This window comes from Actinomycetospora chiangmaiensis DSM 45062 (assembly GCF_000379625.1).
Lineage (GTDB): Bacteria > Actinomycetota > Actinomycetes > Mycobacteriales > Pseudonocardiaceae > Actinomycetospora > Actinomycetospora chiangmaiensis.
The window spans coordinates 85,918-108,452 of sequence record NZ_KB903218.1 but is presented as its reverse complement, the minus strand read 5'-3'; the positions used below and the strand labels follow the sequence as shown (position 1 = coordinate 108,452).

The following is a 22,535-nucleotide window of genomic DNA, read 5'->3' as shown; positions in this document are numbered from 1 at the left end:
TCCGATCGGGTGGTTACGTTAACGACCGGATGCCGCAGCACGACACCGTGGTGAGCACGCTCCGCCCGGAGCGTCCGTCGATGTCGGGGGACACCATGATGATCACCGCTGCTGCCGCCGTCGGGGCCACCGCGGGAGCCTGGCTGATCGCGCCGTTCGTCGCGATGGCCCGCCGCGGCACCCTCGACGACCAGGCCCGCGCCGCGGTGCGTGCCGAGGCCGACCGGGCGGACGCGCTCCGCCGCGCCCGTCGTCGGGAGGCCCTCGTCGCGGCGGCGGCCGCCGCGGACGACGTCGCCGTCCCGGCCCAGCGTCGCTCCAGCCCCGAGGCGCTGCCCGTCTCCTGACGCTCACGGCCGGTGCAGCCGCACCGCCACCCCGTCCGCTCCCGGTGTCACGTCCTCGAGCCGGAACCCGCCCGGCAGCGGCAGCCCGCTGCCGGGCAGCACCGGGAGTCGCGCGGGGAGCCGCCAGCGCCGTCGTCGGGACCGGACCGCGACGGCCCGCAGCACCAGCCCGGCGTCGACGATCTCCGGGCGCACCTCGACGGCGGGCCCGCGCGGCGCCCGGGACCAGCGCAGCACCGGGACCCCGTCGGCGAGCCCGACGCGTAGCGTCGCCCCGCCCGACCGGTCGAGGAGCGCCTGCACCGTCGGCAGCGGCACCATCCCGGACACCGTCACGCCCGCCGGTTCGAGCGCCCCGGACAGCCGGACGTCGACCGTCGCCACGTGTACCTGCGCGCGCGGGACCGCGAGGCCCGCCCACTCGACGTCCGTCGCCTCCACCCGCACGTCGCGCACCCGGCCCGGTCGCAGCAGCGAGCCGCCCGCGAACGTCACCGACGCCACGCGCAGCCGCACCGGACCCGCCGCCGTCGGCAGCGTGAGGACCCGGTCCCGCGCCCCGGCGGCCACCGCCGTACGCAGCAGCGCGAACCACGCGTCCGCGAGTCCCATGATCGGCCAGTCTGCCCACCGTCGGCGGCCGTACCTCCCGCGGGTCGGCGCCGTTCTGTGGTGCCATGGGCGGTATGCAGCAGTGCCGGCAGTGCGGCGGGGGGCCGGTCGAGGGCGGCTGGTGCCGCTCCTGCGGCATGCCCGCTCCCCCGGTCCCGACGTCGGGTCCTGCCGCCGCCCCGGCCACCCTCGCTGCGCCGGTCGGGGCACGGCCCGCCGGCCGGGCCCAGGCCATGCCCGTGCTGCTGTGGGCCGCGATCGGGGCGCTCGCGCTCGGCGGGGTGCTGTGCCTCACGACGCTGATCGGGTCGCTCTCCACCGCCGACGCGCTGTCCACCGACCAACTGGCGGTGCTCGCGAGCGCGGCGGGCACGGCGTCCCCCGGGTTCGGGCTGGTGGGGACCGTGTGGCTCGGGCTCGCCGCCGCGTTCCTCGCGCTCGGCAGCCGACCGGCCCGGGCCTTCACCGTGGTGGGCGCGGCCCTCGGGCTGTGCGCGCTGGTGTCGGGCCTGCTGGTGGTCCCGCTGGCCGCCGCCGCGCTGCTCACCGTCGGGGCCGCCGTCGTGCTCGCCCTCGTCCCCGACGCCCGGGAGTGGTTCGTCGGGCCCTACGCCCGCCCGGTGCGCGGCCCGGTGTCGGTACTGCTGGTGCGCACCGGCTCGCTGGGCGCCGCGATCGGCTGGATCCTCGCGGCCGTCGTGCTCGGGGTGGTGGGGCTGGCCGCGCTCGCGGGCGGTCTGGTGACGGCGTCGGTGGGCGCCGAGTCCGAGCTCGGGACGGCCCTCGGCGAGGTGCTCGGCGTGATCGGCGGCTTCGTCCTCGTCGCCGCCGTGTTCTGTGCCGGCCTCGCCGCACTGCAGCTCTGGGTCTTCTCGGCCCTGGCCCGCACCCCGCCGCGCTCCGGACGGGGCGCCCGCGTCACCGCGACCGTGCTCGCCGGCCTCGCGGGACTCGGGGCGCTCCTGGCCTGGGACCGCTGGACGCTGTTCGGGCTCGCGGTCGCGGCCGTGGTGGTCGGCGCGCTGTGGATCCCCGACGACGCCCGGGCCCACTTCGGCGACGCCCCGCTGCCCGTGGTGCGGCGCCTGCTCGACCGGGTGCACGCGCTCGGCCCCGCGCCCGCCCGCACCGCGGCCCCCGGAACCGCGCCCGCCGGGACGGCGCCCGTGCCCGCGCACGCCTGGTACGCCACGCCCGCTGACGGGCTGCCGGACCCGACGCGGGCGTCGGCGGCGCCGGAGCCTGCGGGCGCGTGGTCGCGCGACCCGATGTCAGGACCGGAGCAGGTCTGCGCGCTGTGCGGGACCCCGCTCACGCCCGGGTCCGCCTGCGGGACGTGCGGCGCGCGGCGCTGAGCACGACGCCGCCGTCCGGAGCATGATCGGTGTGGTGATGCGTGCTGACCTGGTGCTCGAGGGTGGTGGGGTCAAGGGGATCGGCCTGGCCGGGGCGGTCGCCGCCGTGACCGACGCTGGATACACCCCGCAACGGATCTCGGGGACGTCCGCGGGGGCCCTCGTGGGCGCGATCGCCGCGGCGGGCGCCCGGGGCGACCGGCTCGGGGAGATCACCCGCCGGCTGGACTTCCGTGCCGTCGCCGACCGGCACGGCGTCGGCCGCCTGCCCCTCGTCGGGCCGGTGCTCTCGCTGCTCACCGGCGCCGGGCTCTACACCGGCGACTACCTGCTGTCCTGGATCACCGACGAGCTCGCGGCGCTCGGCGTGCGGACCTGGGCCGACCTGCGCCTCGACGACCCGGCCCTGCCCCCGGAGCAGCGCTACTCCCTCGTCGTGACCTGCTCCGACCTCACCCTCGGCCAGCTCGTCCGCCTGCCGTGGGACTACCGCAGCGTGTACGGCCTCGACCCCGACACCCAGCCGGTGGCCGAGGCGGTGCGGGCGTCGATGTCGATCCCGTTCCTGTTCCGCCCGACGACACTGGTGCACGGATCGGGCACCGTGTCCTCGACGCTGGTCGACGGCGGGCTGCTCTCCAACTTCCCGATCGACTCGCTGGACCGCACCGACGGCGCCCCGCCCGGCTGGCCGACGTTCGGGGTCACCATCACCACCCGCCCCGGCGTCGGGGACCGGGTCGCGCTCTACCGTGTCCCGCTCGACTCCTGGCCGCAGCCGACGGCCCTGCGCCTGCTCGAGCAGCTCCTGACGACGATGGTGGTCGGCCGCGACCAGGCCTACCTCAACCGGCCGTGGGTCGCGGCGCGGACGATCCACGTCGACGCCGGCACCGTCGGGCTGCTCGACTTCGGCATCAGCCGCGCCCGCACCGACGCGTTGTACCGGCGCGGCTACGACGCGGCCGCCGCATTCCTGTCCGAGTTCGACTGGGACGCCTACCGCGAGCGCTACCGGAGCGAGGTGCCTGCGGCTCGTGAGCACTGAGTGGGGCTATAGCCCCACTCAGTGCTCACGTGCCGGAGGCACATCGTCCGTCCGCGGGCCGAACACGCACAGCGGGGCGAGCCACGGCTCCGGGTCACCGTCCCAGTCCCAGGCCCGCATCTGGTCGAGGCTGCGTCGGCTGAACACGCCCCGGAAGAACTCCCACCGCCCGACCGTCAGCGTGGCGGTCGGCCCGTCCCCGGTGCCACCGGTCAACTCCTTCCCGTCCGTGCGCACCACGAGGGTCCCCGGCACGCGGAGCCCCTTGAGCCACCCACCGCAGAGCATCGTGGCGACCCCGCCCCACGTCTCGACCGGCGGCACCTCGTCGCCGAGCGCCTCGACGACGTCCCCCTCGTGGACGAGGGCGTCGGCGCAGGCCGGCGGTGGGATCCTCCGGTCGTTGAGCCCGGCGACCATCGGGTCGACCAACGGAGCCCACTCGGCCAGCACGTCCTCGACGGGGACACCCAGCCGCTGGTCGACCTGGCCGGCGGTCCACTCGTCGTCGGGCGGGCCGGTGAGACGCCCGGCGAGGGCGTCGGCCGCGATGCCGACGAGGTGCGACACCACGGCGTGCACCGTCCACCCGGGGCAGGCGGGCACCAGGGTGCCCAGGGCGTCGGGGTCGAGGGCGGCGAGAGAGCGCATCCGCGCGTCCACGCGCCCGTGGGCGTCGCGGTAGGCGTCACCGAGGAGGACCGGCATACCGGGGACCTTAGAGTGGTCACGCCACGTCACAACCCGTGCGTATCGGGTGAACCTGGGTCGTGAACGGTCCCGGACGGGTCTCGTCCGGGCGATGCTGTCCGGCGGATCCGGTCGGCGGGGCCGGGCCTCGGACGTCGGGGGACGGACGCGGGAGTCACGGACGCGATGACGGTGGACGCGGGCCCGGCGCGCGCGCATCTGCTGCAGGTCGCCGAGAGCGATCACGGGCAGCGGGTCGGCACCGCCGCCTGGCTCGACCGCGAGCTGGCCTTCGGCGCGAAGGTCTACTACAAGGGCTGGCTCGGCGAGGACCGGCGCCTCGAGAAGCACTGGATCGCCGGCCCGCAGGCGACGGTGCGCACGCGGCGGGCGCTGGCGACCGGGCAGCTGGAGTTCATGGACTTCCCGCGCCTCGTCGACCTCGTCGACGGGACCGCGGAGGGGCTGCACCGGGTCCAGGCCGAGGAGCTGCACCGCGCGCTCGACGAGGGCTGGACCTCGGTGGCGATGACGCAGGAGTCGTCCCGCCGCCCGCTCGCCGACGACGACGAGGTGGCGGTCTTCGCGCAGCAGGAGGGCGGCTACGACGACCTCACGGCCCGCTTCCCGCTGCACGTGCTCTGCCAGCTGACGACGGCCGTGGAGAACGAGGTCCACGTCGTCCACTCGCTCGGCATCCACCACCGTGACGTGCTCGACGTCGGCTGGGGCGCCCACCAGTCGTGCGGGCGCTGGCGGGTCTCCGGCGACCTCGACGCGCACGTGGCCCAGCGCTTCGGCGGGGCGCTGACCGGGGCCATGCGCCGGGCCCGCACCACCGCCGAGGCGGGCACCGGGCAGAGCCCGGACCTGCACGTCGACCTGGGCGCGGTGGGGTTCGTCGACGTCGCCTGCGCCCAGCTGATGGTGCTGGCCGCCCGGTCGGCACCCGCCGGACAGCGGCTCGTGCTGCACGAACCGCCCCGGCTGCTGCGCCGCCTGCTCGACGCGCTGGAGCGGCCCGACACCATCGTGCTCCGCGAGGGCGGGGACGCGTGAGCCCGGGCGGGGCGGGATTGCTGCACGCGGCCGTCGTCGCGGAGGACCCCGAGGACCTCGCCCGGCTCTGCCTGCCCGCCGTGGACACCGCGCTCGCCGCCGGCGCCCCCGTGGAGGTGGTGCTCGACCGGCGCGGCGCCCGGACGTTCCGCGACGCCCGCCCGGACGCCCCCCTGGACCTGCCCGCCCCGGTCGACGTCGACCCCACCGTCCTCGGCCACCGGCTCGCCGACCTCGGGCCGGGCGCCGTGGTGGTCGGTCGGAGCTGCGCCGACGCCGACCCCGACGTCCGCGCGCTCGCCGAGGACGCGCTCTCCGTGCTGCTCGCCGACCAGGCGCTGGCGGTGCTGTGCGTCTACCCCCCGGTCCTGGTCGAGGCCGCCCGGCGCGCGCACCCGTGGCTGCTCACCCCCGACGGCCCCGTCCCCTCCCCCGACCACCTCCCGCCCGCCCCGACGAGCCCCGTGCCCGCGGCGGTCCTCGGCTCGTCGGTCGACCGGGTCCCGGTCCCCGACGGGGCGGCGCTCGCGGCGCTGCGCCACCGGGTCGCCGCCGCGGTGCGCGACGCCGGGCTTTACGGCGAGCGCGCCGAGGCCGCCGTGCTCGCCGCCCACGAGGCGATGCTGCTCGCCTGCGGGGTCGAGCTGGTCCCCGGGCCCGCCGACCTCCCGCCCGGGGAGCACACCCTCGACGTCCGGGTGAGCGCGGACGCGGTGGTCGCCGAGTGCCGGGCCGTGCCCGAGGTGGCCGGTGGTGCCGGGGTCGCCGTCGAGGACCCCCGCTTCGCCCACCTCACCCGCTTCTGCGACCACGCCACCGCCCACGACGACCGGCACGGCCGCACCGTCCGGGTCCTCACCGGCACCCGCTGATCTTCCTGCTCCCGGTGGCGGTCGCGCCGGGGGTCCGATCGACGCCACGCCCCGTGGGTGGCCGCGACGACGGCGCTCGCCATGTCGTTGCGCGAGTGCCGGGTGGTCGCCGTGGTCGAGGGGACGGAGTTCTCGGCCGTGTCGGCGGCCGTGGAGATCGCCACCGCCCTCGCCCGCGACGGAGCCCGGGTGCTGTTCGTCGAGGAGCAGGAGCAGGAGCGCTCCGGTTCATCCGAGTCACGGCGACGCGGATGATCGGACGCCGTTCCCTCCCGGGGCAGCCCGCGTCGCCATCACGGTGACCGCCACGCACCCCGGCGGGGGCGGCCGCAGTCGGGACGACCGCGGCGTGCGACACCGACGTCATCCCCGTGGTCCTCGCACCCACGGCGAGGTCCTCGACGTCGTCCGCAAGACCCGCGCCCGCACACCACGACACAACCGGCCGTGGCAGCCCGTGCCGACCGGTCCGCAGGATTGAAAGGCGTACGAAAGGTCCAGCGGGTGTGATCAGCACGTGAGCCGCTCGCGCTGACACACCGCCCCGCCGGGGGGAGGGGGCGACGGGGCGCGACGGTCGCGGAGGGCGACGACGGCGGTGCTGGGGGCCGCCGTCGTCGCCGCGGCCGGGTGGCTCGACGTCGCGTGGGTCGCGACGGCGCGGCAGATCACGCGCGACCGGCGACCGGCGACCTCGTCGCCGGAGGTTCCCGGCCCGGGCAATATCGCTACCCCGCCGCCCGCCCGCCGTCGAGTACCGCCGTGCCCTGGAGGAGTTCGTCGAGCTCCGCGAGTGAGCGGACGTGCAGGTCGGGCCGGACGACGGTCGCGGTCGGCGTCGCCCCGGTACCAGCCTGCCCGTGCCGCCGTTCGACCCAGCAGGTGCGCAGGCCGAGCGCGTGCGCCGCGCCGATGTCGTGGTACTGGCTCTGGGCGACGTGCAGCACCTCGTCCCGGCCGATCCCGACCGCGGCGAGCTTGTCCAGGGCCGCCTCGAACATGCGCGGGTCCGGCTTGTTCACGCCGACCTCGTCGACGGTCACCGTGGCGTGGAACGGGTGCCCCAGTGCCGGGCCCCACGCCTCGAGCGCGGCCCGGTCGGCGTTCGTCAGCGCCACCAGCACGAACCGGTCGCGCCAGCGGGCCAGCACCTCGGCGGCGTCGGGGAACGCCGGCCACGAGCCCAGTGACCACCGCAGCGGCGACGGCGAACCGGCCAGCTCCGGAATCCCGAGCTCGGCGGCCAGCTGCACCGAGATCGGGTCGAGCATCGCCGGGAACGGTCGCTCGGGCGTGAGCCGCTGCTGGGCGTCCTCGGCGGCGCCGAACGCCGCCAGCACCGACCGGTCGTCGGGAACGGGCGAGAAGGACCGGATACACCGCAGGATGCCCGACTCGAAGTCGATCAACGTCCCGACGACGTCGAAGGTCATGGCGCGGATCATGGCGACTCCCCCACAGGTAGACCGATCGGTTTACACGCACCTTGACCCACCGGTCGGTATACCGTCAAGTCATGACGACTCCCGCGGGGCAGCGCATCCTCGACCACGCCTCGGCGCTCTTCTATACGCACGGGATCACGGCGGTCGGGGTCGCGGGGATCGCCGAGGCGGCCGGCGTCACGAAGAAGACGCTCTACGACCAGTTCGGCTCCAAGGCCGCCCTGGTCACCGCGTACCTGCAGCGCCGGCACGACCGGTGGTGGGCCGACCTGCAGGAACGCCTCGCCGCGAAACCGCAGGTGGACACCGTGTTCGACAGCTACCTCGCGCACCCGCAGTTCGACACCGACCTCGGGTGCGGGTTCCAGCGCGCCGCCGCGGAGCTCCCCCGCGACCACCCGGCCTTTGCCGTGATCCAGGCCCACAAGCAGGCGGTCCGCGACGAGCTGACGCGGCTGACGGGCGACCCCGACCGCGCGGAGTACCTCTTCCTGCTCCTCGAGGGCGCCGTCGCGCGCCGGGCGGTGGAGGGCACGACCGACGCCCTCGACCGGGCCAGGGAACTGGCCGCACGCTGACCGAACGGCGTCCGCAGGAGCGACCCGTGAATCCCGCTCGCCCGGGCGCCACGGGGCCTAGGGTCGCGGCATGGCTGACGTTCCCGCCGATCTGCAGACCGCCGTCGACGCGGTGCTCCCCGATGCCCGGCGTGACCTCGACGGTCTCGTCCGCATCCCCAGCATCTGGGCCGACCCGGCCCACCGCGAGGACACCCGCCGGTCGGCCGACGCCGTGGCCATGCTCGCGCGGGAGGCCGGCGCGTCGTCGGTGGAGGTGCTCGCCGCGGCGGGCGGGGCACCGGCCGTCGTCGCGCGCTGGCCGGCGCCCGAGGGCCAGCCGACCGTGATGCTCTACGCCCACCACGACGTGCAGCCGACCGGCGGCGACGAGCTCTGGACCTCCGCCCCGTTCGAGCCCACGGAGCGCGACGGCCGGCTCTACGGGCGCGGCGCCGCGGACGACAAGGCCGGCGTGATGACACACCTCGCCACGCTGCGCGCGTACGACGGTCGCCCTCCGGTCGGGGTGACGTTGTTCGTGGAGGGCGAGGAGGAGTCGGGGTCGCCGACGCTGTCCGCGCTGCTCGCCGAGCACCATGCCGCACTCGCGGCCGACGTCATCGTCATCGCGGACGCCGGCAACCCGGCGGTCGACGTGCCCGCGCTGACCACGTCGCTGCGGGGACTCACGAACATCGTCGTCGAGGTGTCGATGCTCGAGCGCGCAGTGCACTCGGGGTTGTTCGGCGGTCCGGCCGGCGACGCCCTCACCGCGCTGTGCCGCCTGCTCGCGACGCTGCACGACGACAAGGGGTCGGTCGCGGTGCCGGGGCTCGTGCGCGGGTCCTCCGACGTGCCCGGGATGTCGGAGGAGCAGTTCCGCGGGGACGCCGGCGTCCTGGAGGGCGTGGACCTGCTCGGCACCGGGTCGATCGAGGAGCGGGTCGCGCAGCAGCCGGCGATCGCGGTGCTCGGCGTCGACGCCCCGGCCGTCGAGGGCGCGGCGAACATCCTCGTGCACCGCGCCCGCGCGATGATCAGCGTGCGCCTGGCGCCGGGCGACGCGACGGCGTCGGCCTTCGAGGCGGTCCGCGAACACCTGCAGCGCCAGGCCCCGTGGGGCGTGGGCCTGGAGGTCTCGCTGCACGCCTCCGGCGAGCCGTTCGCGCTGTCCGCCGAGGGCACCGTCTACGACCTCGCCCGCGAGGCCCTCTCCGCCGCCTTCGGCTCCGAGGCCGTCGAGATGGGGATGGGCGGCACGATCCCGTTCATCGCCGAGTTCGCCCGCACCTTCCCGGGCGCGACCGTGCTCGTCACCGGCGTCGGTGACCCGGCCTCGCGCTGGCACGGGATCGACGAGAGCCTGCACCTCGCGATGTTCCGCCGCTGCGTCCTCGCGGAGACGATGCTGCTGCGCTCGCTGACGCGGTAGGGCCTTCCCGACGGCGGGTCGCGCCGGTCACCACACGCCGGGTCGGTCGGCGGTGCGTGTCGTGCGGCGTCCGGAGCGGGCCCGATCGGCGCCGCGACGCTCACCGCACTGCACGGCCGACCCACCGCGACCCGCCGATCGCGCTTCCTCGGCGTCGGGGTGCGATCCCTAGCCTCGGGGCCAGCTCCCCAGCTCCCTGCCCGAGGACCACGATGCTCAAGGGATTCAAGGACTTCCTGCTCCGCGGGAACGTCATCGACCTCTCGGTGGCGGTCGTCATCGGTGCCGCGTTCACGGCGGTCGTCACGGCCTTCACCGAGTCGTTCCTCAAGCCGCTCATCCAGCTGCTCTCCCCCGGCGGCGACCAGTTCCGCGGCACGTTCCGCGTCAGCGGCGTGCCGTTCGACTACGCGACCTTCATCAACCAGGCGATCACGTTCTTCATCACGGCCGGGGTCGTGTACTTCCTGGTCGTCGCCCCGATGAAGGCGATCCAGAACCGGCGCCTGCGCGGCGAGGAGGCGGGCCCGTCGCAGCCGACGGACGTCGAGCTCCTCACCCAGATCCGCGACCTCCTCGAGGCGCAGGCGCAGGCCCGCGTCGAGAGCGCTCCCGACGACGGGCGTGGGCCCGCGATGCCGCCCGCGCCGACCACGCCGCCCGCGCCGCCCGCCCCGACCACGCCACCCACGCCACCCACGCCACCCACGCCGCCCGCACCGCCCTCCCCACCCGCGCCCCGCCCGGTGCGCGCTGACGAGGCGGAGACCGTGCCCGCCCGTGCGCCCGCTCCCCCGATGTACGCGGCGGCCGGTCACGGCGCCCCGCCCGTCCGGCCGACCCCGCCGCGCCCGGTCCCTGCTGCCGACGCCCCACCACGGCACAGCCGCGCGGGCGTGCGCTGACGTCTCAGCGCGACCGGCTCGACCACCACAACCACGCCGCGACCAGCACGAGCGCGACCGAGAGCAGGTCGGCCGTGGTCACGGCGTGGGTCTCGGAGAGGCGCAGCAGCTGCGGGCCCTCGACCGGCTGGTTCAGCGGGAGCCAGAGGATCGCGAGCCCGACGAGCACGAGCGCGACCACCCGCCGACGATCCACGGGCGCAGCCTACGAGGACGGCGACGGCAGTCGGCGGAAGTCCAGCTCGGTCTCCACCGCGGCACCGTCCGGGCCGCGCTCGACCCGGTAGGCGCGGGCACCGTCGCGTTCGGTGAGGACCTCGGCGAGCTCCGTGCCGCGGTAGAGCAGCCCGGCGCCGTCGTCGGTGGCGTACGCGGTGGGCACGATCTGCTCGGCGACGAGCCGGTGCAGCAGGGGACGGCGCTCGGACTCCGAGTCGTAGTGCACGCCGTTCGCGTACGGCAGCAGCGCGAGGCCGTTGATCACCGGCTGGAGCGTCGGGCCGAACGAGTCGGTCGTGCCGCCGACGTGCCAGCAGATCGACCCCGCCGAGACGCCCGTGAGCACCACCCCGGCCTCCCACGCCTCGCGCAGGATCGTGTCGAGCCCGTTCAGGCGCCAGAGCGCGAGCAGGGCGGCCACGCTGCCGCCCCACACCCAGATGACGTCCTGCGCGAGCAGGTGCGCGCGCAGGTCGTCGACGTTGGGCATCGGGATCAGCGCGACGTGGCTCGCGGCCCAGCCGAGGCGCGAGGCGTTGTCGTAGAAGGTCATGACGAGGCGCGGGTCGTCGCCCACCGCCGTCGGGATCAGGCACACCCGGGGCGCACGGCCGGTCACCCCGGCCAGCTCGACCGCGTGGTGGGTCAGCGGGGCGACCTGCCAGTCGATGCGGTCGGCGCGGCGCAGGCCGCCGGAGGTGGCGAGGATGGTCGGGCCGTCGGCGGGCATGGCGCGGACGGTAGCCGGGGCGGACCCGACGTCGGGAGGAGCGGTCCCGACGACAGGTGCCCGGCGCCGCGAGGTTTGGCCACGGGGTACCAGGAGGGCATGCGTTTGTTGATCGCGGGCGCGTCCGGCTTCGTCGGGCAGCGGCTGTGCGAGGCCCTGCACGACGCCGGCCACGCCGTGTCCGCCATGACCCGGCGCCCCGAGCGGTACGAGGGGTGCGGCGATCCGGTGCGCGGTGACGTGCACGAACCGGCGACGCTGCGCGGCGCGCTGGAGGGCCACGACGTGGCCTACTACTTGGTGCACTCGCTCGACCGCGCCGACTTCGTGCGCGCCGACGCCGACGGTGCCCGCGCCTTCGGTCGGGCCGCTGCCGCGGCCGGGGTGCGGCGGATCGTGTACCTCGGTGGCCTGGGTGACGACCGTGACGACCTCTCCGACCACCTGCGCAGCCGCCGCGAGGTCGAGTCGCACCTCGCCGAGGGCGGCGTGCCGGTGACGACGATCCGGGCCGGCATCATCGTCGGGCACGGCGGCATCTCGTGGGAGATGACCCGGCAGCTGGTCTCCCACCTGCCGGCCATGGTGTGCCCGCGCTGGGTGTACACCCGGACGCAGCCGATCGCGATCGACGACGTCGTGCACTACCTCGTCGCCGTTCTCGACGTCGACGCCACCACGGGTCGCGCCTTCGACGTCGGCGGCCCCGACGTGCTCGTGTACGCCGACATGATGCAGCGGGCCGCGGCCGTCATGGGCCGGCGCCGCCTCGCCATCGTGCCGGTGCCGCTGCTCACGCCGTCGCTGTCCTCGCGGTGGCTGTCACTGGTCACCGACGTCGACACCGCCACCGGCCGCTCCCTGATCGACTCGATGTCGAACGAGGTCGTGGTCCGCGACGACGCGATCCGTCGGCTCGTCCCGTTCGACCCGATGCCCTACGACGACGCGGTCCGCCGTGCCCTCGAGGACCGGGACGCGGCCGCCCGCTCGACGCCCGACCGGGCCGCTGCGGCGTAGAACGGTTTTGCACAACCAGGTAAGAGCCGTTATGGTCTGCGCACGGGTGGGGGCTCCAGCAGAGCGGGCCTCCTCCCCTCCGACTCCCCCCTCGACTCAGCCCCGGTCCGCGCCGAGCGTCTCGAGGAACATCCGGGCGACGACCTCGAGCCCGGCCGGGCCGATGTCCCGGCGCAGCGAGCGCCAGGTGAGGGTCAGCCCGTCGTCGTGACCGACGACGCCGAGGGTCACCGCCATGCGCGGTGAGAGGTTGGGCGGGCTGAACCGGACCTCGCGGACCCGGCCCGCCTCCGCCAGGTCGCCGAGGGCCGCCGGCCCGAGGTTCGACAGGATCGTCGTCTCGACGAAGCGTCCCTCGACCAGCGGCAGCAGCCGAGGCATCACGCGCTTCACCCCGCGCGGCGCGACGAGGACGGACAGCACGTCGACGATCCACCCCGCGGTGCCCTGCTCCTTGACCGCCCGGGTCTGCGCGGCCACGGCGGCGACCGCCGACGCGGCGTCGGCGAGGTCCCGGGTCGGCACCACGACCGCGACGTAGCTCGCGAGGTTGGCCACGGATTCGTCGTCCCCGCGCAGGTCGACCGGCATCATCACCGAGACGCTGCGCCCCACCCGCGCGCCCTGCCGCGCGTTCCACGCGACGACCGTGCGCAGGTGGGCGGCGAGCAGGAGGTCGTTGAGGGTCGCGCCCGACGGTCGCGACCCCCGCAGGGCCGCCACGACGCCGGGTTCCAGACGGCGGGTCACGAACGCGTGGTGGGGGCCGTCCGCTCCCCCGTCGCCGGCGACCCGGGTGAGTGCCGCGCGCCCCCACGCGTCGGAGGCGATCTTGCCCGCGCGGGCCGCGACGTCCCGCACGCCCCGGGCGCCGGCGAGGCGCCGGAGGTCGCGGGCCCGCCCGAGCCCGGCGTCGGGAAGTCTCCGCCCGGCGTAGGCGTCGACGACCGAGGCGACGAACCGCAGCGCCCCGCGCCCGTCGATCGCGGCGTGGTGGAACCGGAAGGCGATGACGTCGCCATCGGGATCGCGGGCGACGACGACGGCCACCGCCCGGTCGTCGGGCAGCCGCGACTGGAGCTCGTCGCGGGCGACGGTCACGTCGTCGGAGACCTCGACCGCGAGCGGGGCGTCGAGGACCCACCGCGCGCGCAGCGCCCACGGCGGCTCCGGCGCGGGCCGCGCCCGGGCCATCGGGTGCGCGTCGGCCGCCCGCGCGAGTGCCGTGGCGAGGCGGGCGGTGTCGACGTGCCCGGCCACCCGGATCTCGAGGTGGACGGAGAGCACCGACACCGCGCGGAGGTCCAGGAAGGCCTCGTCGAGCGGCGTCGCGGGGAGGGTGCGCGGCACGGGCCGGGAGTGCCCGGGCGGGATCGACCTCAGTCCGACGGCAGAGGCGTACACCTCTGGTGACGAACTCCCGCGTCGAAACTACGACATTCGTGTGAAGAACCGATCAAGATCGTCCGGCGCCGTCGCATCGCGTGGCCCTGCGGCGATCACCGCAGCGTCGACCCCGCCGGCACCTCCGTCGGCGGAGCGATTCCCGTGAGGACTTCCGAACGATGACGCAGCAGCTCCCCCCGCACGCCTCGCCCGAGCAGCCCGCCACCGCGTACGCCCCCACCACGCCGCAGCGCACCAACGTCATGGCGATCCTCTCGATCGTCTTCGCGTTCGTGTTCTCCCCGCTCGGCATCGTCTTCGGCATCATGGGCCGCCGCCAGGCCGCCGAGCGCCACGAGAACGGCCGCGGTCTCGCGACCGCCGGCATGTGGCTGTCCATCGCCTTCACCGTGATCGGCCTGCTGACCGCCGTGATCGTCACCATCATGGCCGCGTCGGTCGCGAGCCAGCTCCCGCAGCAGCCCGACAGCTCGCAGCAGGCCCCGACCGCCCCGTCGGCTGCCAACACCCCGGTCGTCGCCCCGGACCAGCTCGCGACCGAGGTCGCCGCCCAGACGGCCGCCACGAACGTCACCTGCGCCGAGCAGCTGCCCGGTCAGATCGGCGCCACCACGACGTGCTCCGGGACCGTCGGCGGCGCCCCCGCGCAGTTCGGCATCACGGTCAACACCGTGAACGGCACCCAGGTCGGCTTCCAGATCGCCCGGATCGGCTGACCCCCGGGGTCGCACCGGCCGCCGCCGTGCTCGGGCGAGCACGGCGGCGGCCGGCGGGCCGTGAGGACGAGTGCGAGGACTCGTCACCGCGTCGGTGTCGACCGCGCGGGCCGGGGTAAACGATCGAGGGCCGACAGATCGTGCGGGCCCGCCGACCGTCCTCTACCGCAAGGGGCCCCACCTCATGACCGAATACGCCGAGTACTCCGAGGTCCTCGAGGGGGCGTGCCCCTTCGGCGGCAACACCCTCGGCGGCGCGTACACCACCCCGCCGACGCTCTCCGACTGGTACCCGGACCGCCTGCGCGTCGAGCAGCTGCACCGCAACGGCGCGGCGGCGAACCCGCTGTCGGAGGACGACTACACCGCGGCGTTCGCCTCGATCGACCTGGCGGAGCTGAAGGCCGACATCCGGCACTTCATGACGACGTCGGTCTCCTGGTGGCCCTCGGACTACGGCAACTACGCCCCGCAGATGATCCGGATGGCGTGGCACGCAGCGGGCACCTACCGCATCGCCGACGGCCGCGGCGGCGCCGGCCAGGCCATGCAGCGCTTCGCCCCGATCTCCAGCTGGTGGGACAACGGCAACACCGACAAGTCGCGCCGCCTGCTCTGGCCGATCAAGAAGAAGTACGGCTCGGCGCTCTCCTGGGCCGACCTCATGATCCTCACCGGGAACGTGGCCCTGGAGGTCATGGGCTTCCCGACGACGGGCTTCGGCGGCGGTCGCCGCGACGCGTGGGAGGCCGACGACTCGACCTACTGGGGTCCCGAGTACATCGACATGTCCGACGTGAAGTCCTACGACGACATGGTCAACCGCGACCAGCGGTGGAGCACCCGGCCGGGCGAGAGCGGCTACGAGCTCGAGCAGCCCCTCGCCGCGTCGCACCAGTCGCTGATCTACGTCAACCCGGAGGGCCCCGAGGGCAACGGCGACCCCGCCGCGTCCGCGGTCGACATCCGCATCACCTTCGGCCGGATGGCCATGAACGACGAGGAGACGGTCGCGCTCATCGCCGGGGGCCACGCCTTCGGCAAGAGCCACGGCGCCGTCGCGCCGGACCGGATCGGGGCACCGCCGGAGATCTCGCCCATGGAGCAGATGGGTCTGGGCTGGGACAACCCCGAGGGGTCCGGCAACGCCCAGTACACGATGACCAACGGCATCGAGGGTTCGTGGACCCAGAACCCCACGCAGTGGGACAACTCCTACCTCGAGAACCTCTTCGGCCACGAGTGGGAGCAGACGCAGAGCCCGGCGGGCGCGTCGCAGTGGAAGCCGGTCGACCCGGACGCCCCGAAGACGCCCGACGCCCACCTCCCCGGCGTCGAGCACCCGCTGATGATGATGACCAGCGACATCGCGCTCAAGGTCGACCCGGTCTACCGCGAGATCTGCGAGCGCTTCCTCGCCGACTTCGACTACTTCACCCAGGAGTTCTCGAAGGCCTGGTACAAGCTGACCCACCGCGACATGGGCCCGAAGTCGCGCTACCTCGGCCCCGAGGTCGCGGCGGAGGACTTCATCTGGCAGGACCCGCTGCCCGCGCACGACGGTGCCGTGATCGACGAGGCCGAGGTCAACCGCCTCAAGCAGGTCCTGCTCGACTCCGGCCTCTCGGTGTCCGACCTGGCCTACACCGCCTTCTCCTCGGCGGTCACCTACCGCGACACCGACAAGCGCGGTGGCGCGAACGGCGCCCGCATCGCCCTGGCCCCGCAGAAGGACTGGGCGGTCAACGCCCGCACCGTGCCCGTCGTCGCGAAGCTCCGTGAGGTGGCGGCGGCCGAGTCCGGCGTCAGCCTCGCCGACCTGATCGTGCTGGGCGGCTGCGTCGCGGTCGAGCAGGCAGCGGCGGCCGCCGGGGTGCCGGTGACCGTGCCGTTCACCCCGGGTCGCGTCGACGCGTACCAGGAGCAGACGGACGTGCCGCAGTTCAACTGGCTCGCGCCGGTGGTCGACGGGTTCCGCAACTACCAGCTCGACGGGTACGCGCAGGTCGCCCGGATCGCCCCGGAGGAGCTGTTCCTCGACAAGGCGGCCCAGCTGAACCTCAGCGCGCCGGAGTGGGTCGTGCTCACCGGCGGCCTGCGGGTGCTGGGCTGCAACCACGACGGCTCGGGCTCCGGGGTGTTCACCAACCGGGTCGGCACGCTCAGCACGGACTTCTTCGACGTGCTGACGAGCATGGACTACGAGTGGAGGAAGGTGGACGACGCCGGCACCTCGTTCACCCTCGACGACCGCGAGAGCGGCCGCCCGGTCTTCCAGGCGGGCCGCAACGACCTCGTCTTCGGGTCCAACTCGCAGCTGCGCGCCGTGGCCGAGGTGTACGCGGGCAGCGACGGTCAGGAGCGGTTCGTGCGCGACTTCGTCGCGGTGTGGGACAAGGTGATGATGTCCGACCGGTACGACGTCGCGGTCGGGTGAGCGTGGCGGGTGGTGCGCCATGCGAGTGCGCACCACCCCGCTACGGTGACGCCATGTCGCTGCAGGTCGTCGCCCTGATCACCGCCAAGCCGGGCTCGGAGGAGCTCGTCGGTCGAGCCCTCGCGGAGCTGGTCACCGCGACCCGCGGCGAGGAGGGCTGCCTGTCCTACGAGCTCACCCGCTCCGCCGCGGAGCCGACGGTCTTCGTCACGGTCGAGCAGTGGCGCGAGCAGGCCGACCTGGACGCCCACATGCAGACCCCGCACGTCGCCCAGGCGTTCGCCGTGGCCGGCGAGCACCTCGCCGCGCCGCCGGCCATCCACCCGCTCGTCCCCGTCGAGGGCTGAGGCCCGACGTCGGGTGCCGCGGGCTGGCAGGCTCGCGGCATGCGCATCGCGGTGATCGGGCTCGGTGGGATGGGCAGTGCCCTGGCCGAGCGGCTGCTCGACGAGGGACACGAGCTCGAGGTCTGGAACCGGTCGCCCGCCCGCACCACCCCGTTCGAGGGCCGCGCCGAGGTCCTCGCCGATCCCGACGCTGCGACCGCCGACGCGGTGGTCGTGTCCCTCGCCGACGACGCGAGTCTGCTCGAGGTGGCCCTGCCCGGCGGCGAGGCGCGCGCGGCGTGGACGGGGATGCTCGTCGTGAACGCCTCGACCGTCGCGCCGGGCACCCAGACCACGCTCGCCGCGGCCTACGGGTCGCGTTTCGTCGCGGCCCCGATCCTCGGTGCACCCCATGCCGTACAGGCCGGGCAGGCGCGGTGGCTCGTCGGGGGTCCGGGACCCGCCCGCTCCACCCTCGCCCCACTGTGGGCCGCGTTCGTGGCCACCACCGAGGCGGGCGAGGACCCGGCCCGCGCCTCCGTCGTGAAGCTGCTGTCGAACCAGCTGCTGCTGGTCGGGGTCGCGATGGTGGCGGAGACCGTGCGCCTCGGCCGAGCCGCCGGGCTGGACGACACCGCCCTCACCGACCTGCTGCGCGAGTCCCCCATGCTCGCGCCCGGGTTGGCCAACCGCGTCGACGGGTTCGTCGACCCCCAGCACGCCGGATGGTTCACGAGCCCGCTCGCGGCCAAGGACCTCTCGCACGCCCTGGACCTGGGCGACGCCTCGTTCCCGGTGACCGCGGCGGCCCGCGACGCCTACCTCCGCGTCGCCGCCGACGGGTGGGCCGACGCCGACGTCACGGCCCTCGTGGAGCTCGGCGGTGGCTCCGCCATGTGAGCAGAAAGTGGGGCTATAAGCCCACTTTCTGCTCACGGGGCGAAGCCACCCAGGGCGTCCAGGGCGGCCCTGATCTCGGCGCGCACGGCCGGGTCGTCGATCAGCCCGTCGTCGCCGACCTGGGCGCGGGAGAGCGGCACCCGACGGCAGGCCGCCGGCACGACGCGCGCCTGGACGTAGCCCAGCACGGTCGCGAGCTCGGTGTGTGCGCCGGCCCCGCCGGTCGGCGCCGCCACCCCCGCCGCGTTGATCCACCCCGTCGGCAGGCCCGGCATCTCGGCCCCACCGACGGTCCAGTCGAGCAGGTTCTTGAACGCCCCTGGGAGCGCGCCCGCGTACTCCGGCGTGCAGATCAGCAGGGCGTCGGCGGCGGCCAGCGCACCCCGGAGGTCGGCGACGGCGGGCGGGAGCGGCTCGACGTCGTCGTCGGGGTTGAACGCGGGCAGCGCCGCGAGCCCGTCGTAGAGCCGCGTCCGCTGCGGGTCCATGGCGGCCGCGGTGCGCAGCAGCGCCGTGTTCGTCGATCCCGCCCGGGTGCTCCCCGAGACCAGCAGCACCGTCACCGGGGCAGCCTAGGACCGGACCGCGATACGGTTCCCGGTGTGGAGAACGACGAGATCGCGGCGGCCCTGCGCGGCCGCGCGGCGCTCGTCGGCGTCGAGCTCCTCGTCCTGCACGGTTCGCGCGCGCGTGGGGACGCCGGGCCGACATCCGACTGGGACGTCGGCTACCAGTCCGCTCCCGGGACCGACGTCGATCCGGCGGCCCTCCTCGACGTCCTCAGCTCGACACTCGTGACCGACGCGGTCGACCTGGTCGACCTCCGTCGTGCCAGCGCACTCCTCCGGTTCCGCGCCGCGCGGGACGGAGTGGCCCTGGTGGAGGCCCGCCCGGAGGTCTTCCTCGACTTCCGGCTCGAGGCCGTGCGGTTCTGGTGCGACGCCGAGCCGGTCATCCGCGCTGCCCAGGCCGAGGTCCTGGCGTCGCTCGGATGACGGTCGACCCCGAGCTGCTCGCCGAACGCAGCGCGAGCGTGCTCGCCCATCTCGACCGTGTGGCCACGGCGCTACCGGACGACCCGGACGACCTCCGTCCGATGTCGTCGGCGACCGACACGGTGATCCTGCATCTCTGGCAGGCCATCCAGATCGTCATCGATCTCGCGATGTCGGCCAGTGTTCGCCTGGGATCCGGGACCCCGCCGACCTACGGCGACGCCTTCCGCCTGCTGGCAGCGTCGGACGTCCTCGACAGCGCCCTCGCCGAACGTCTGGCGCGCGCCGCTGCGTTCCGGAATCTCATCGTCCACGCCTACGGGAAGCTCGACCTCGCGCGGGTGCACGCGATCGCGGCGTCCGGACCGACCGATCTCCGCGCGTTCCTGGTCGTCCTGCGCGATCGGGGCTGACGGGAACCGCCGTCTTGCCGCGCTGGGTCCATCAGTGGCGTGTGCGGTGCATCGGGGACCACCGCGCACCACACACGGCACTCGTCGACCTAGCGTCGGCCCAGCAGCCCGTCCACGAGCATCCGGACGTACATGTTGGCGACGGTGTCCGGGGACCGCGGGCCGGCAGGGTCCAACCACCGGGCCGTGCCGTTGAGCGCGTCGAGCAGCGCGAGGGCCGCCAGGGCCGGGTCGTCCACCGTGAACTCGCCCGACCGCACCCCGGCGGCCACGGTGTCCCGCACCCGTCGCTGGTAGTGCCTCCGGTGCGCCTCGACCTCGGCCCGGTGCTCGGGAGTCAGCGCCGCGAGTTCCTGGAGCCCGACGAGGAACTCCACCCGGCGTCGGACCAGGTGGCGCAGGTGCGCCCGGACCAGCGCCGCCAGCCGGGTGCCGGGCGTGCCGGCGTCGTCGAGCAGCGGCAGGGTCTCCTCGACCGGCTCGGCGGTCACCCGCCGGCAGATGGCCGCGAGGATCTCCTCCTTCGACCGGTAGTGGTGGTACAGGCTGGCCCCGCGGATGCCGAGCTCGTCAGCGATGTGCCGGGTGCCGACGGCGTGGTAGCCCTCGCGGGCGAACAACGCCGCCGCCGCGTCGACGATCTGCTCCGGCGTGACCCGGCGGCGGCCCGACAGCGGGACCGGCTCAGACATCGGGCACGTCGACGCGCCGCAGCTCGCGCTTGAGCACCTTGCCCTGCCCGTCGACCGGGAACGACTCCACCACGTGGACCGTCTTCGGCGTCTTGTACGACGCCAGGCGCTCCCGGCAGTAGGCGACGAGCGCGGCGGGTGCCACGGGCGAGCGCACGATCACGAACGCGGTCACCGCCTCCGACCAGTACTCGTCGGGCCGGCCCACCACGGCGGCGCGCAGCACGTCGGGATGGGAGTGCAGCACCCGCTCGACCTCCTGCGAGGACACGTTGAACCCACCGGACTTGATCATGTCCCGGGCGCGGTCGGCGAAGAACAGGTTGCCGGCCGCGTCGGACCGCACGATGTCCCCGGTGCGCAGCCACCCGTCGTCGGAGAACACGGCCTCGGTCCGTTCGGGCTCCTTGAAGTAGCCCAGCATCACCGAGGGCGAGCGGCACCAGAGCTCGCCGGTCTCCCCCGGCGCGGCGTCGGCGCCGTCGGGGCGGACGATCCGGGTCTCCAGGTGCGTCACCGGCGTGCCGATCCACGACGGATCGGCGTCCGGGATGTCCTCGAGCCGGGAGAACCAGCCGACCGACCCGAGCTGGGAGAGCTCCGACTGGCCCCAGTACGTCCCCCAGACCACCCCGTCCGCGGCGTCGGCCCATGCGTCGACTGCGGCCGGCGACACCTGGCCGCCGTAGGTCATCGCCCGGCGCACCGTGCCGACCGCCGCCGGCCCGAACCCGGGGTCGCGGGCGAGCGCGAGGTAGAAGGTCGGGGTCTGCGCGACGACGGTGACCCGCTCCGACGCGATCAGCTCCAGCGCCCGGGCGGGGTCGAGCGAGTCGGGCAGCACGAGGGTCGCGCCCATCATCGTCAGGGTCGTCATCGAGCCGAGCCCGGCGATCGTGAAGAACGGCATGGCGAACAGCCAGGTGTCGTCCGGGCCGGTCCGCAGGCCCCAGCTCCACGCCGGTGCGGTGGAGATCAGGTAGTTGCGGTGCGGGATCATCACGCCCTTCGGCGTGGATTCGGTGCCGGACGTGTAGACGAGCATCGCGAGGTCGTGCTCGTCGACGTCCACGTCGGGCTCGTGGTCAGGCCCCGCGACCACGTCGGGGAGCGCGGTCCAGCCCTCGGCCCGGCCGAGGACGATCCGGCCGGACACGCCGGTGGTGATCGGTCCGAGCAGGTCGACGTACTCCGGCCCGGCCACGACGACGGCGGGTTCGGCGTGCTCGAGCTGCGCCGCGACCTCGTCGCGGCCGTGCAGCACGTTGACCCCCGTGAACGCCGCGCCGGCCTTCAGCGCGCCGTAGTAGACGGCGACGACGTCGACGCCGTTGCGGGCCATGACGGCCACCCGGTCGCCGCGCCGGACCCCGAGACCCACGAGGTGGTGCGCGACCCCGTTCGCGCGCCGGTCGAGCTCGCCGTACGTGGTCTCGCGCCGCGAGCCGCCGTCGTAGGAGACCACCGCGACCCGGGCACCCTGCGTGCGCGCGTGGCGGCGGAGCTGGTCCCCGATCGTCGCCCGGCCGACGGGGCGACGGTGGACCTCGGGGAGCGCGCGGACGTCGGCCGCAGCGCTCACGCGGGCGCCCCGGCGAACATCGGGCGCCCGAAGGTCTCGTCGAAGGTGATCTCCTCGACCGGGGTGCGCGACAGCCTCGTCGGGAAGGCCTTCGCCGGGTAGCCGACGGCGACGTGGGCGGCGGTGATGTGGTCGTCCGGGACGGCCAGCAGCTCGCGGACCTGCGGCTCGACCGCGCACAGCAGCGTCGTCACCGCCGTGGCGACGCCCTGGGCGCGCAGCGCCAGGCAGAGGTTCTGCATCGTCGGGTAGATCGACGCGCCGCCCACCACCGACAGCCGACCCAGGTCGGTGTCCGTCGGGTGCAGGCCGGCGGTCTCGGCGCAGAGCACGAGGATCGCGGGCACCTCGGCGAGGTGGCGGGCGAAGTGGTCGGCGTCGCGGACCGTCTTCGGCAGCGCGTTGGCCTGCACGGTGCCCTCGCCGATCCCGGCGAAGTAGGCCTCCCACATCGGCAGGTACAGGTCGGCGAGCGCCTGCTTGCGAGCGGGGTCGCGCACGACGATCCACTTCACCGGCTGCCGGTTGCCGCCCTGCGGCCCGAAGCGGGCGACGTCGATCGCCGCGTGCAGCACCTCGTCGGGCACCGGGTCGTCACGGAAGTACCGGCACGTCCCGGTGGTCCGCATCGCCTCGTCCAGCTCCATCGCCGGTTCTCCTATCAGCGGGTAGGCCAGGAACCGTCACTGTGCTGTGGTCCCGACCACACGTCAAGCCCTTCGTAGCAGCTCGGACGGACGCTTGCGCAGCACCGCCCTACCCGCCGTAAGGTC

General features: G+C 74.6%; 25 protein-coding genes and 1 pseudogene. 16 read left to right on the top strand and 10 right to left on the bottom strand.

Translation table 11 applies throughout. From position 1 onward, the window contains the following. The first annotated feature begins 29 nt into the window (after positions 1-29). On the top strand, positions 30-347 hold the full coding sequence (locus A3CO_RS0105205; protein WP_018331175.1) for a hypothetical protein: 318 nt from the start codon (positions 30-32) through the stop codon (positions 345-347). A 3-nt stretch (positions 348-350) separates the two neighbouring features. Here the strand turns inward: A3CO_RS0105205 and A3CO_RS0105200 are convergent, their stop codons facing one another. Beyond that, positions 351-959 carry a hypothetical protein gene (locus tag A3CO_RS0105200; protein ID WP_018331174.1) on the bottom strand — a complete coding sequence of 203 codons (609 nt, stop codon included), beginning with the start codon at positions 957-959 and terminating at the stop codon, positions 351-353. A 65-nt stretch (positions 960-1,024) separates the two neighbouring features. On the opposite strand from A3CO_RS0105200, the gene A3CO_RS0105195 reads away from it, so the two are divergent. Both A3CO_RS0105195 and A3CO_RS0105190 read left to right on the top strand, forming a co-directional pair. Continuing rightward, positions 1,025-2,314 (top strand): hypothetical protein, encoded by a 1,290-nt coding sequence (locus A3CO_RS0105195; RefSeq protein ID WP_157647081.1) that lies wholly within the window; start codon positions 1,025-1,027, stop codon positions 2,312-2,314. 37 nt (positions 2,315-2,351) lie between these two features. Next, positions 2,352-3,362 carry a patatin-like phospholipase family protein gene (locus A3CO_RS0105190; protein ID WP_245561448.1) on the top strand — a complete coding sequence of 337 codons (1,011 nt, stop codon included), beginning with the start codon at positions 2,352-2,354 and terminating at the stop codon, positions 3,360-3,362. Positions 3,363-3,380: 18 nt separating this feature from the next. On the opposite strand, the gene A3CO_RS30185 is transcribed toward A3CO_RS0105190, so the two are convergent. After that, positions 3,381-4,070 (bottom strand): maleylpyruvate isomerase N-terminal domain-containing protein, encoded by a 690-nt coding sequence (locus A3CO_RS30185; RefSeq protein WP_018331171.1) that lies wholly within the window; start codon positions 4,068-4,070, stop codon positions 3,381-3,383. A gap of 168 nt (positions 4,071-4,238) precedes the next feature. Here A3CO_RS30185 and A3CO_RS35335 point away from each other — a divergent pair, with 168 nt between their 5' ends. Genes A3CO_RS35335 through A3CO_RS0105170 form a run of 3 tightly spaced genes read left to right on the top strand, consistent with a single transcriptional unit; the run spans position 4,239 to position 6,238 of the window. Then, positions 4,239-5,111, top strand: a complete 873-nt coding sequence (locus A3CO_RS35335) for an STAS domain-containing protein (RefSeq protein ID WP_018331170.1) — start codon at positions 4,239-4,241, stop codon at positions 5,109-5,111. Beyond that, positions 5,108-5,983 (top strand): hypothetical protein, encoded by an 876-nt coding sequence (locus A3CO_RS0105175; protein ID WP_157647079.1) that lies wholly within the window; start codon positions 5,108-5,110, stop codon positions 5,981-5,983. The genes A3CO_RS35335 and A3CO_RS0105175 overlap by 4 nt, the downstream gene beginning before the upstream one ends. A gap of 57 nt (positions 5,984-6,040) precedes the next feature. After that, positions 6,041-6,238 carry a hypothetical protein gene (locus A3CO_RS0105170; protein WP_018331168.1) on the top strand — a complete coding sequence of 66 codons (198 nt, stop codon included), beginning with the start codon at positions 6,041-6,043 and terminating at the stop codon, positions 6,236-6,238. Positions 6,239-6,711: 473 nt separating this feature from the next. Here the strand turns inward: A3CO_RS0105170 and A3CO_RS30175 are convergent, their stop codons facing one another. After that, positions 6,712-7,416 carry an HAD-IA family hydrolase gene (locus A3CO_RS30175; RefSeq protein WP_245561439.1) on the bottom strand — a complete coding sequence of 235 codons (705 nt, stop codon included), beginning with the start codon at positions 7,414-7,416 and terminating at the stop codon, positions 6,712-6,714. An 83-nt stretch (positions 7,417-7,499) separates the two neighbouring features. On the opposite strand from A3CO_RS30175, the gene A3CO_RS0105155 reads away from it, so the two are divergent. The 3 genes and pseudogenes from A3CO_RS0105155 to mscL all read left to right on the top strand — a co-directional run. Then, complete coding sequence (locus A3CO_RS0105155; RefSeq protein ID WP_018331165.1) at positions 7,500-8,006, top strand: TetR/AcrR family transcriptional regulator; 507 nt, start codon at positions 7,500-7,502, stop codon at positions 8,004-8,006. A gap of 70 nt (positions 8,007-8,076) precedes the next feature. Next, positions 8,077-9,420 (top strand): M20/M25/M40 family metallo-hydrolase, encoded by a 1,344-nt coding sequence (locus tag A3CO_RS0105150; protein WP_018331164.1) that lies wholly within the window; start codon positions 8,077-8,079, stop codon positions 9,418-9,420. Between the two features lie 212 nt (positions 9,421-9,632). Further along, positions 9,633-10,022: pseudogene (gene mscL / locus A3CO_RS38940) on the top strand (large conductance mechanosensitive channel protein MscL); the annotation flags it as partial. Between the two features lie 307 nt (positions 10,023-10,329). Here the strand turns inward: mscL and A3CO_RS37855 are convergent. Both A3CO_RS37855 and A3CO_RS0105135 read right to left on the bottom strand, forming a co-directional pair. Then, positions 10,330-10,521, bottom strand: a complete 192-nt coding sequence (locus A3CO_RS37855) for a hypothetical protein (RefSeq protein WP_157647077.1) — start codon at positions 10,519-10,521, stop codon at positions 10,330-10,332. A gap of 9 nt (positions 10,522-10,530) precedes the next feature. Further along, the gene (locus A3CO_RS0105135) at positions 10,531-11,274 is read right to left on the bottom strand and encodes a Type 1 glutamine amidotransferase-like domain-containing protein (RefSeq protein ID WP_018331161.1); all 744 of its coding nucleotides are present in this window, start codon (positions 11,272-11,274) and stop codon (positions 10,531-10,533) included. 99 nt (positions 11,275-11,373) lie between these two features. On the opposite strand from A3CO_RS0105135, the gene A3CO_RS0105130 reads away from it, so the two are divergent. Further along, entirely contained in the window at positions 11,374-12,294 is a 921-nt protein-coding gene (locus A3CO_RS0105130) for an NAD(P)H-binding protein (protein ID WP_026204298.1), read from the top strand. 96 nt (positions 12,295-12,390) lie between these two features. On the opposite strand, the gene A3CO_RS30165 is transcribed toward A3CO_RS0105130, so the two are convergent. Further along, positions 12,391-13,644, bottom strand: coding sequence for a hypothetical protein (locus tag A3CO_RS30165; RefSeq protein ID WP_018331159.1), 1,254 nt, complete (start codon positions 13,642-13,644; stop codon positions 12,391-12,393). Positions 13,645-13,859: 215 nt separating this feature from the next. On the opposite strand from A3CO_RS30165, the gene A3CO_RS35330 reads away from it, so the two are divergent. The 4 genes from A3CO_RS35330 (at position 13,860) to A3CO_RS0105105 (ending at position 18,080) form a co-directional block, all read left to right on the top strand. After that, complete coding sequence (locus A3CO_RS35330; protein ID WP_051085850.1) at positions 13,860-14,417, top strand: DUF4190 domain-containing protein; 558 nt, start codon at positions 13,860-13,862, stop codon at positions 14,415-14,417. Between the two features lie 184 nt (positions 14,418-14,601). Beyond that, the gene (katG, locus tag A3CO_RS0105115; protein ID WP_018331158.1) at positions 14,602-16,854 is read left to right on the top strand and encodes a catalase/peroxidase HPI; all 2,253 of its coding nucleotides are present in this window, start codon (positions 14,602-14,604) and stop codon (positions 16,852-16,854) included. A 53-nt stretch (positions 16,855-16,907) separates the two neighbouring features. Further along, positions 16,908-17,201 (top strand): putative quinol monooxygenase, encoded by a 294-nt coding sequence (locus A3CO_RS0105110; protein ID WP_018331157.1) that lies wholly within the window; start codon positions 16,908-16,910, stop codon positions 17,199-17,201. A gap of 39 nt (positions 17,202-17,240) precedes the next feature. Then, a complete protein-coding gene (locus tag A3CO_RS0105105) occupies positions 17,241-18,080 on the top strand; it encodes an NAD(P)-dependent oxidoreductase (RefSeq protein ID WP_018331156.1) in 840 nt (279 codons plus the stop codon). Positions 18,081-18,112: 32 nt separating this feature from the next. On the opposite strand, the gene A3CO_RS0105100 is transcribed toward A3CO_RS0105105, so the two are convergent. Beyond that, positions 18,113-18,643, bottom strand: a complete 531-nt coding sequence (locus A3CO_RS0105100; protein ID WP_018331155.1) for an NADPH-dependent FMN reductase — start codon at positions 18,641-18,643, stop codon at positions 18,113-18,115. 39 nt (positions 18,644-18,682) lie between these two features. On the opposite strand from A3CO_RS0105100, the gene mntA reads away from it, so the two are divergent. Next, positions 18,683-19,075, top strand: a complete 393-nt coding sequence (gene mntA / locus A3CO_RS30155) for a type VII toxin-antitoxin system MntA family adenylyltransferase antitoxin (RefSeq protein WP_018331154.1) — start codon at positions 18,683-18,685, stop codon at positions 19,073-19,075. Next, positions 19,072-19,488: a type VII toxin-antitoxin system HepT family RNase toxin gene (gene hepT, locus A3CO_RS35325; RefSeq protein ID WP_018331153.1), complete on the top strand. Its 417-nt coding sequence runs from the start codon at positions 19,072-19,074 to the stop codon at positions 19,486-19,488. Before mntA ends, hepT begins: the two co-directional genes overlap by 4 nt. Before the next feature lie 89 nt (positions 19,489-19,577). Here hepT and A3CO_RS0105085 read toward each other — a convergent pair whose 3' ends face one another. From A3CO_RS0105085 to A3CO_RS0105075, 3 genes are read right to left on the bottom strand one after another with little or no spacing between them, the layout of a single operon-like run. Beyond that, positions 19,578-20,180 (bottom strand): TetR/AcrR family transcriptional regulator, encoded by a 603-nt coding sequence (locus A3CO_RS0105085; protein ID WP_018331152.1) that lies wholly within the window; start codon positions 20,178-20,180, stop codon positions 19,578-19,580. Further along, positions 20,173-21,762, bottom strand: coding sequence for a class I adenylate-forming enzyme family protein (locus A3CO_RS0105080; protein WP_018331151.1), 1,590 nt, complete (start codon positions 21,760-21,762; stop codon positions 20,173-20,175). The genes A3CO_RS0105085 and A3CO_RS0105080 overlap by 8 nt, the downstream gene beginning before the upstream one ends. Next, a complete protein-coding gene (locus A3CO_RS0105075) occupies positions 21,759-22,409 on the bottom strand; it encodes a nitroreductase family protein (RefSeq protein WP_018331150.1) in 651 nt (216 codons plus the stop codon). The genes A3CO_RS0105080 and A3CO_RS0105075 overlap by 4 nt, the downstream gene beginning before the upstream one ends. Between the last annotated feature and the right edge of the window lie 126 nt (positions 22,410-22,535).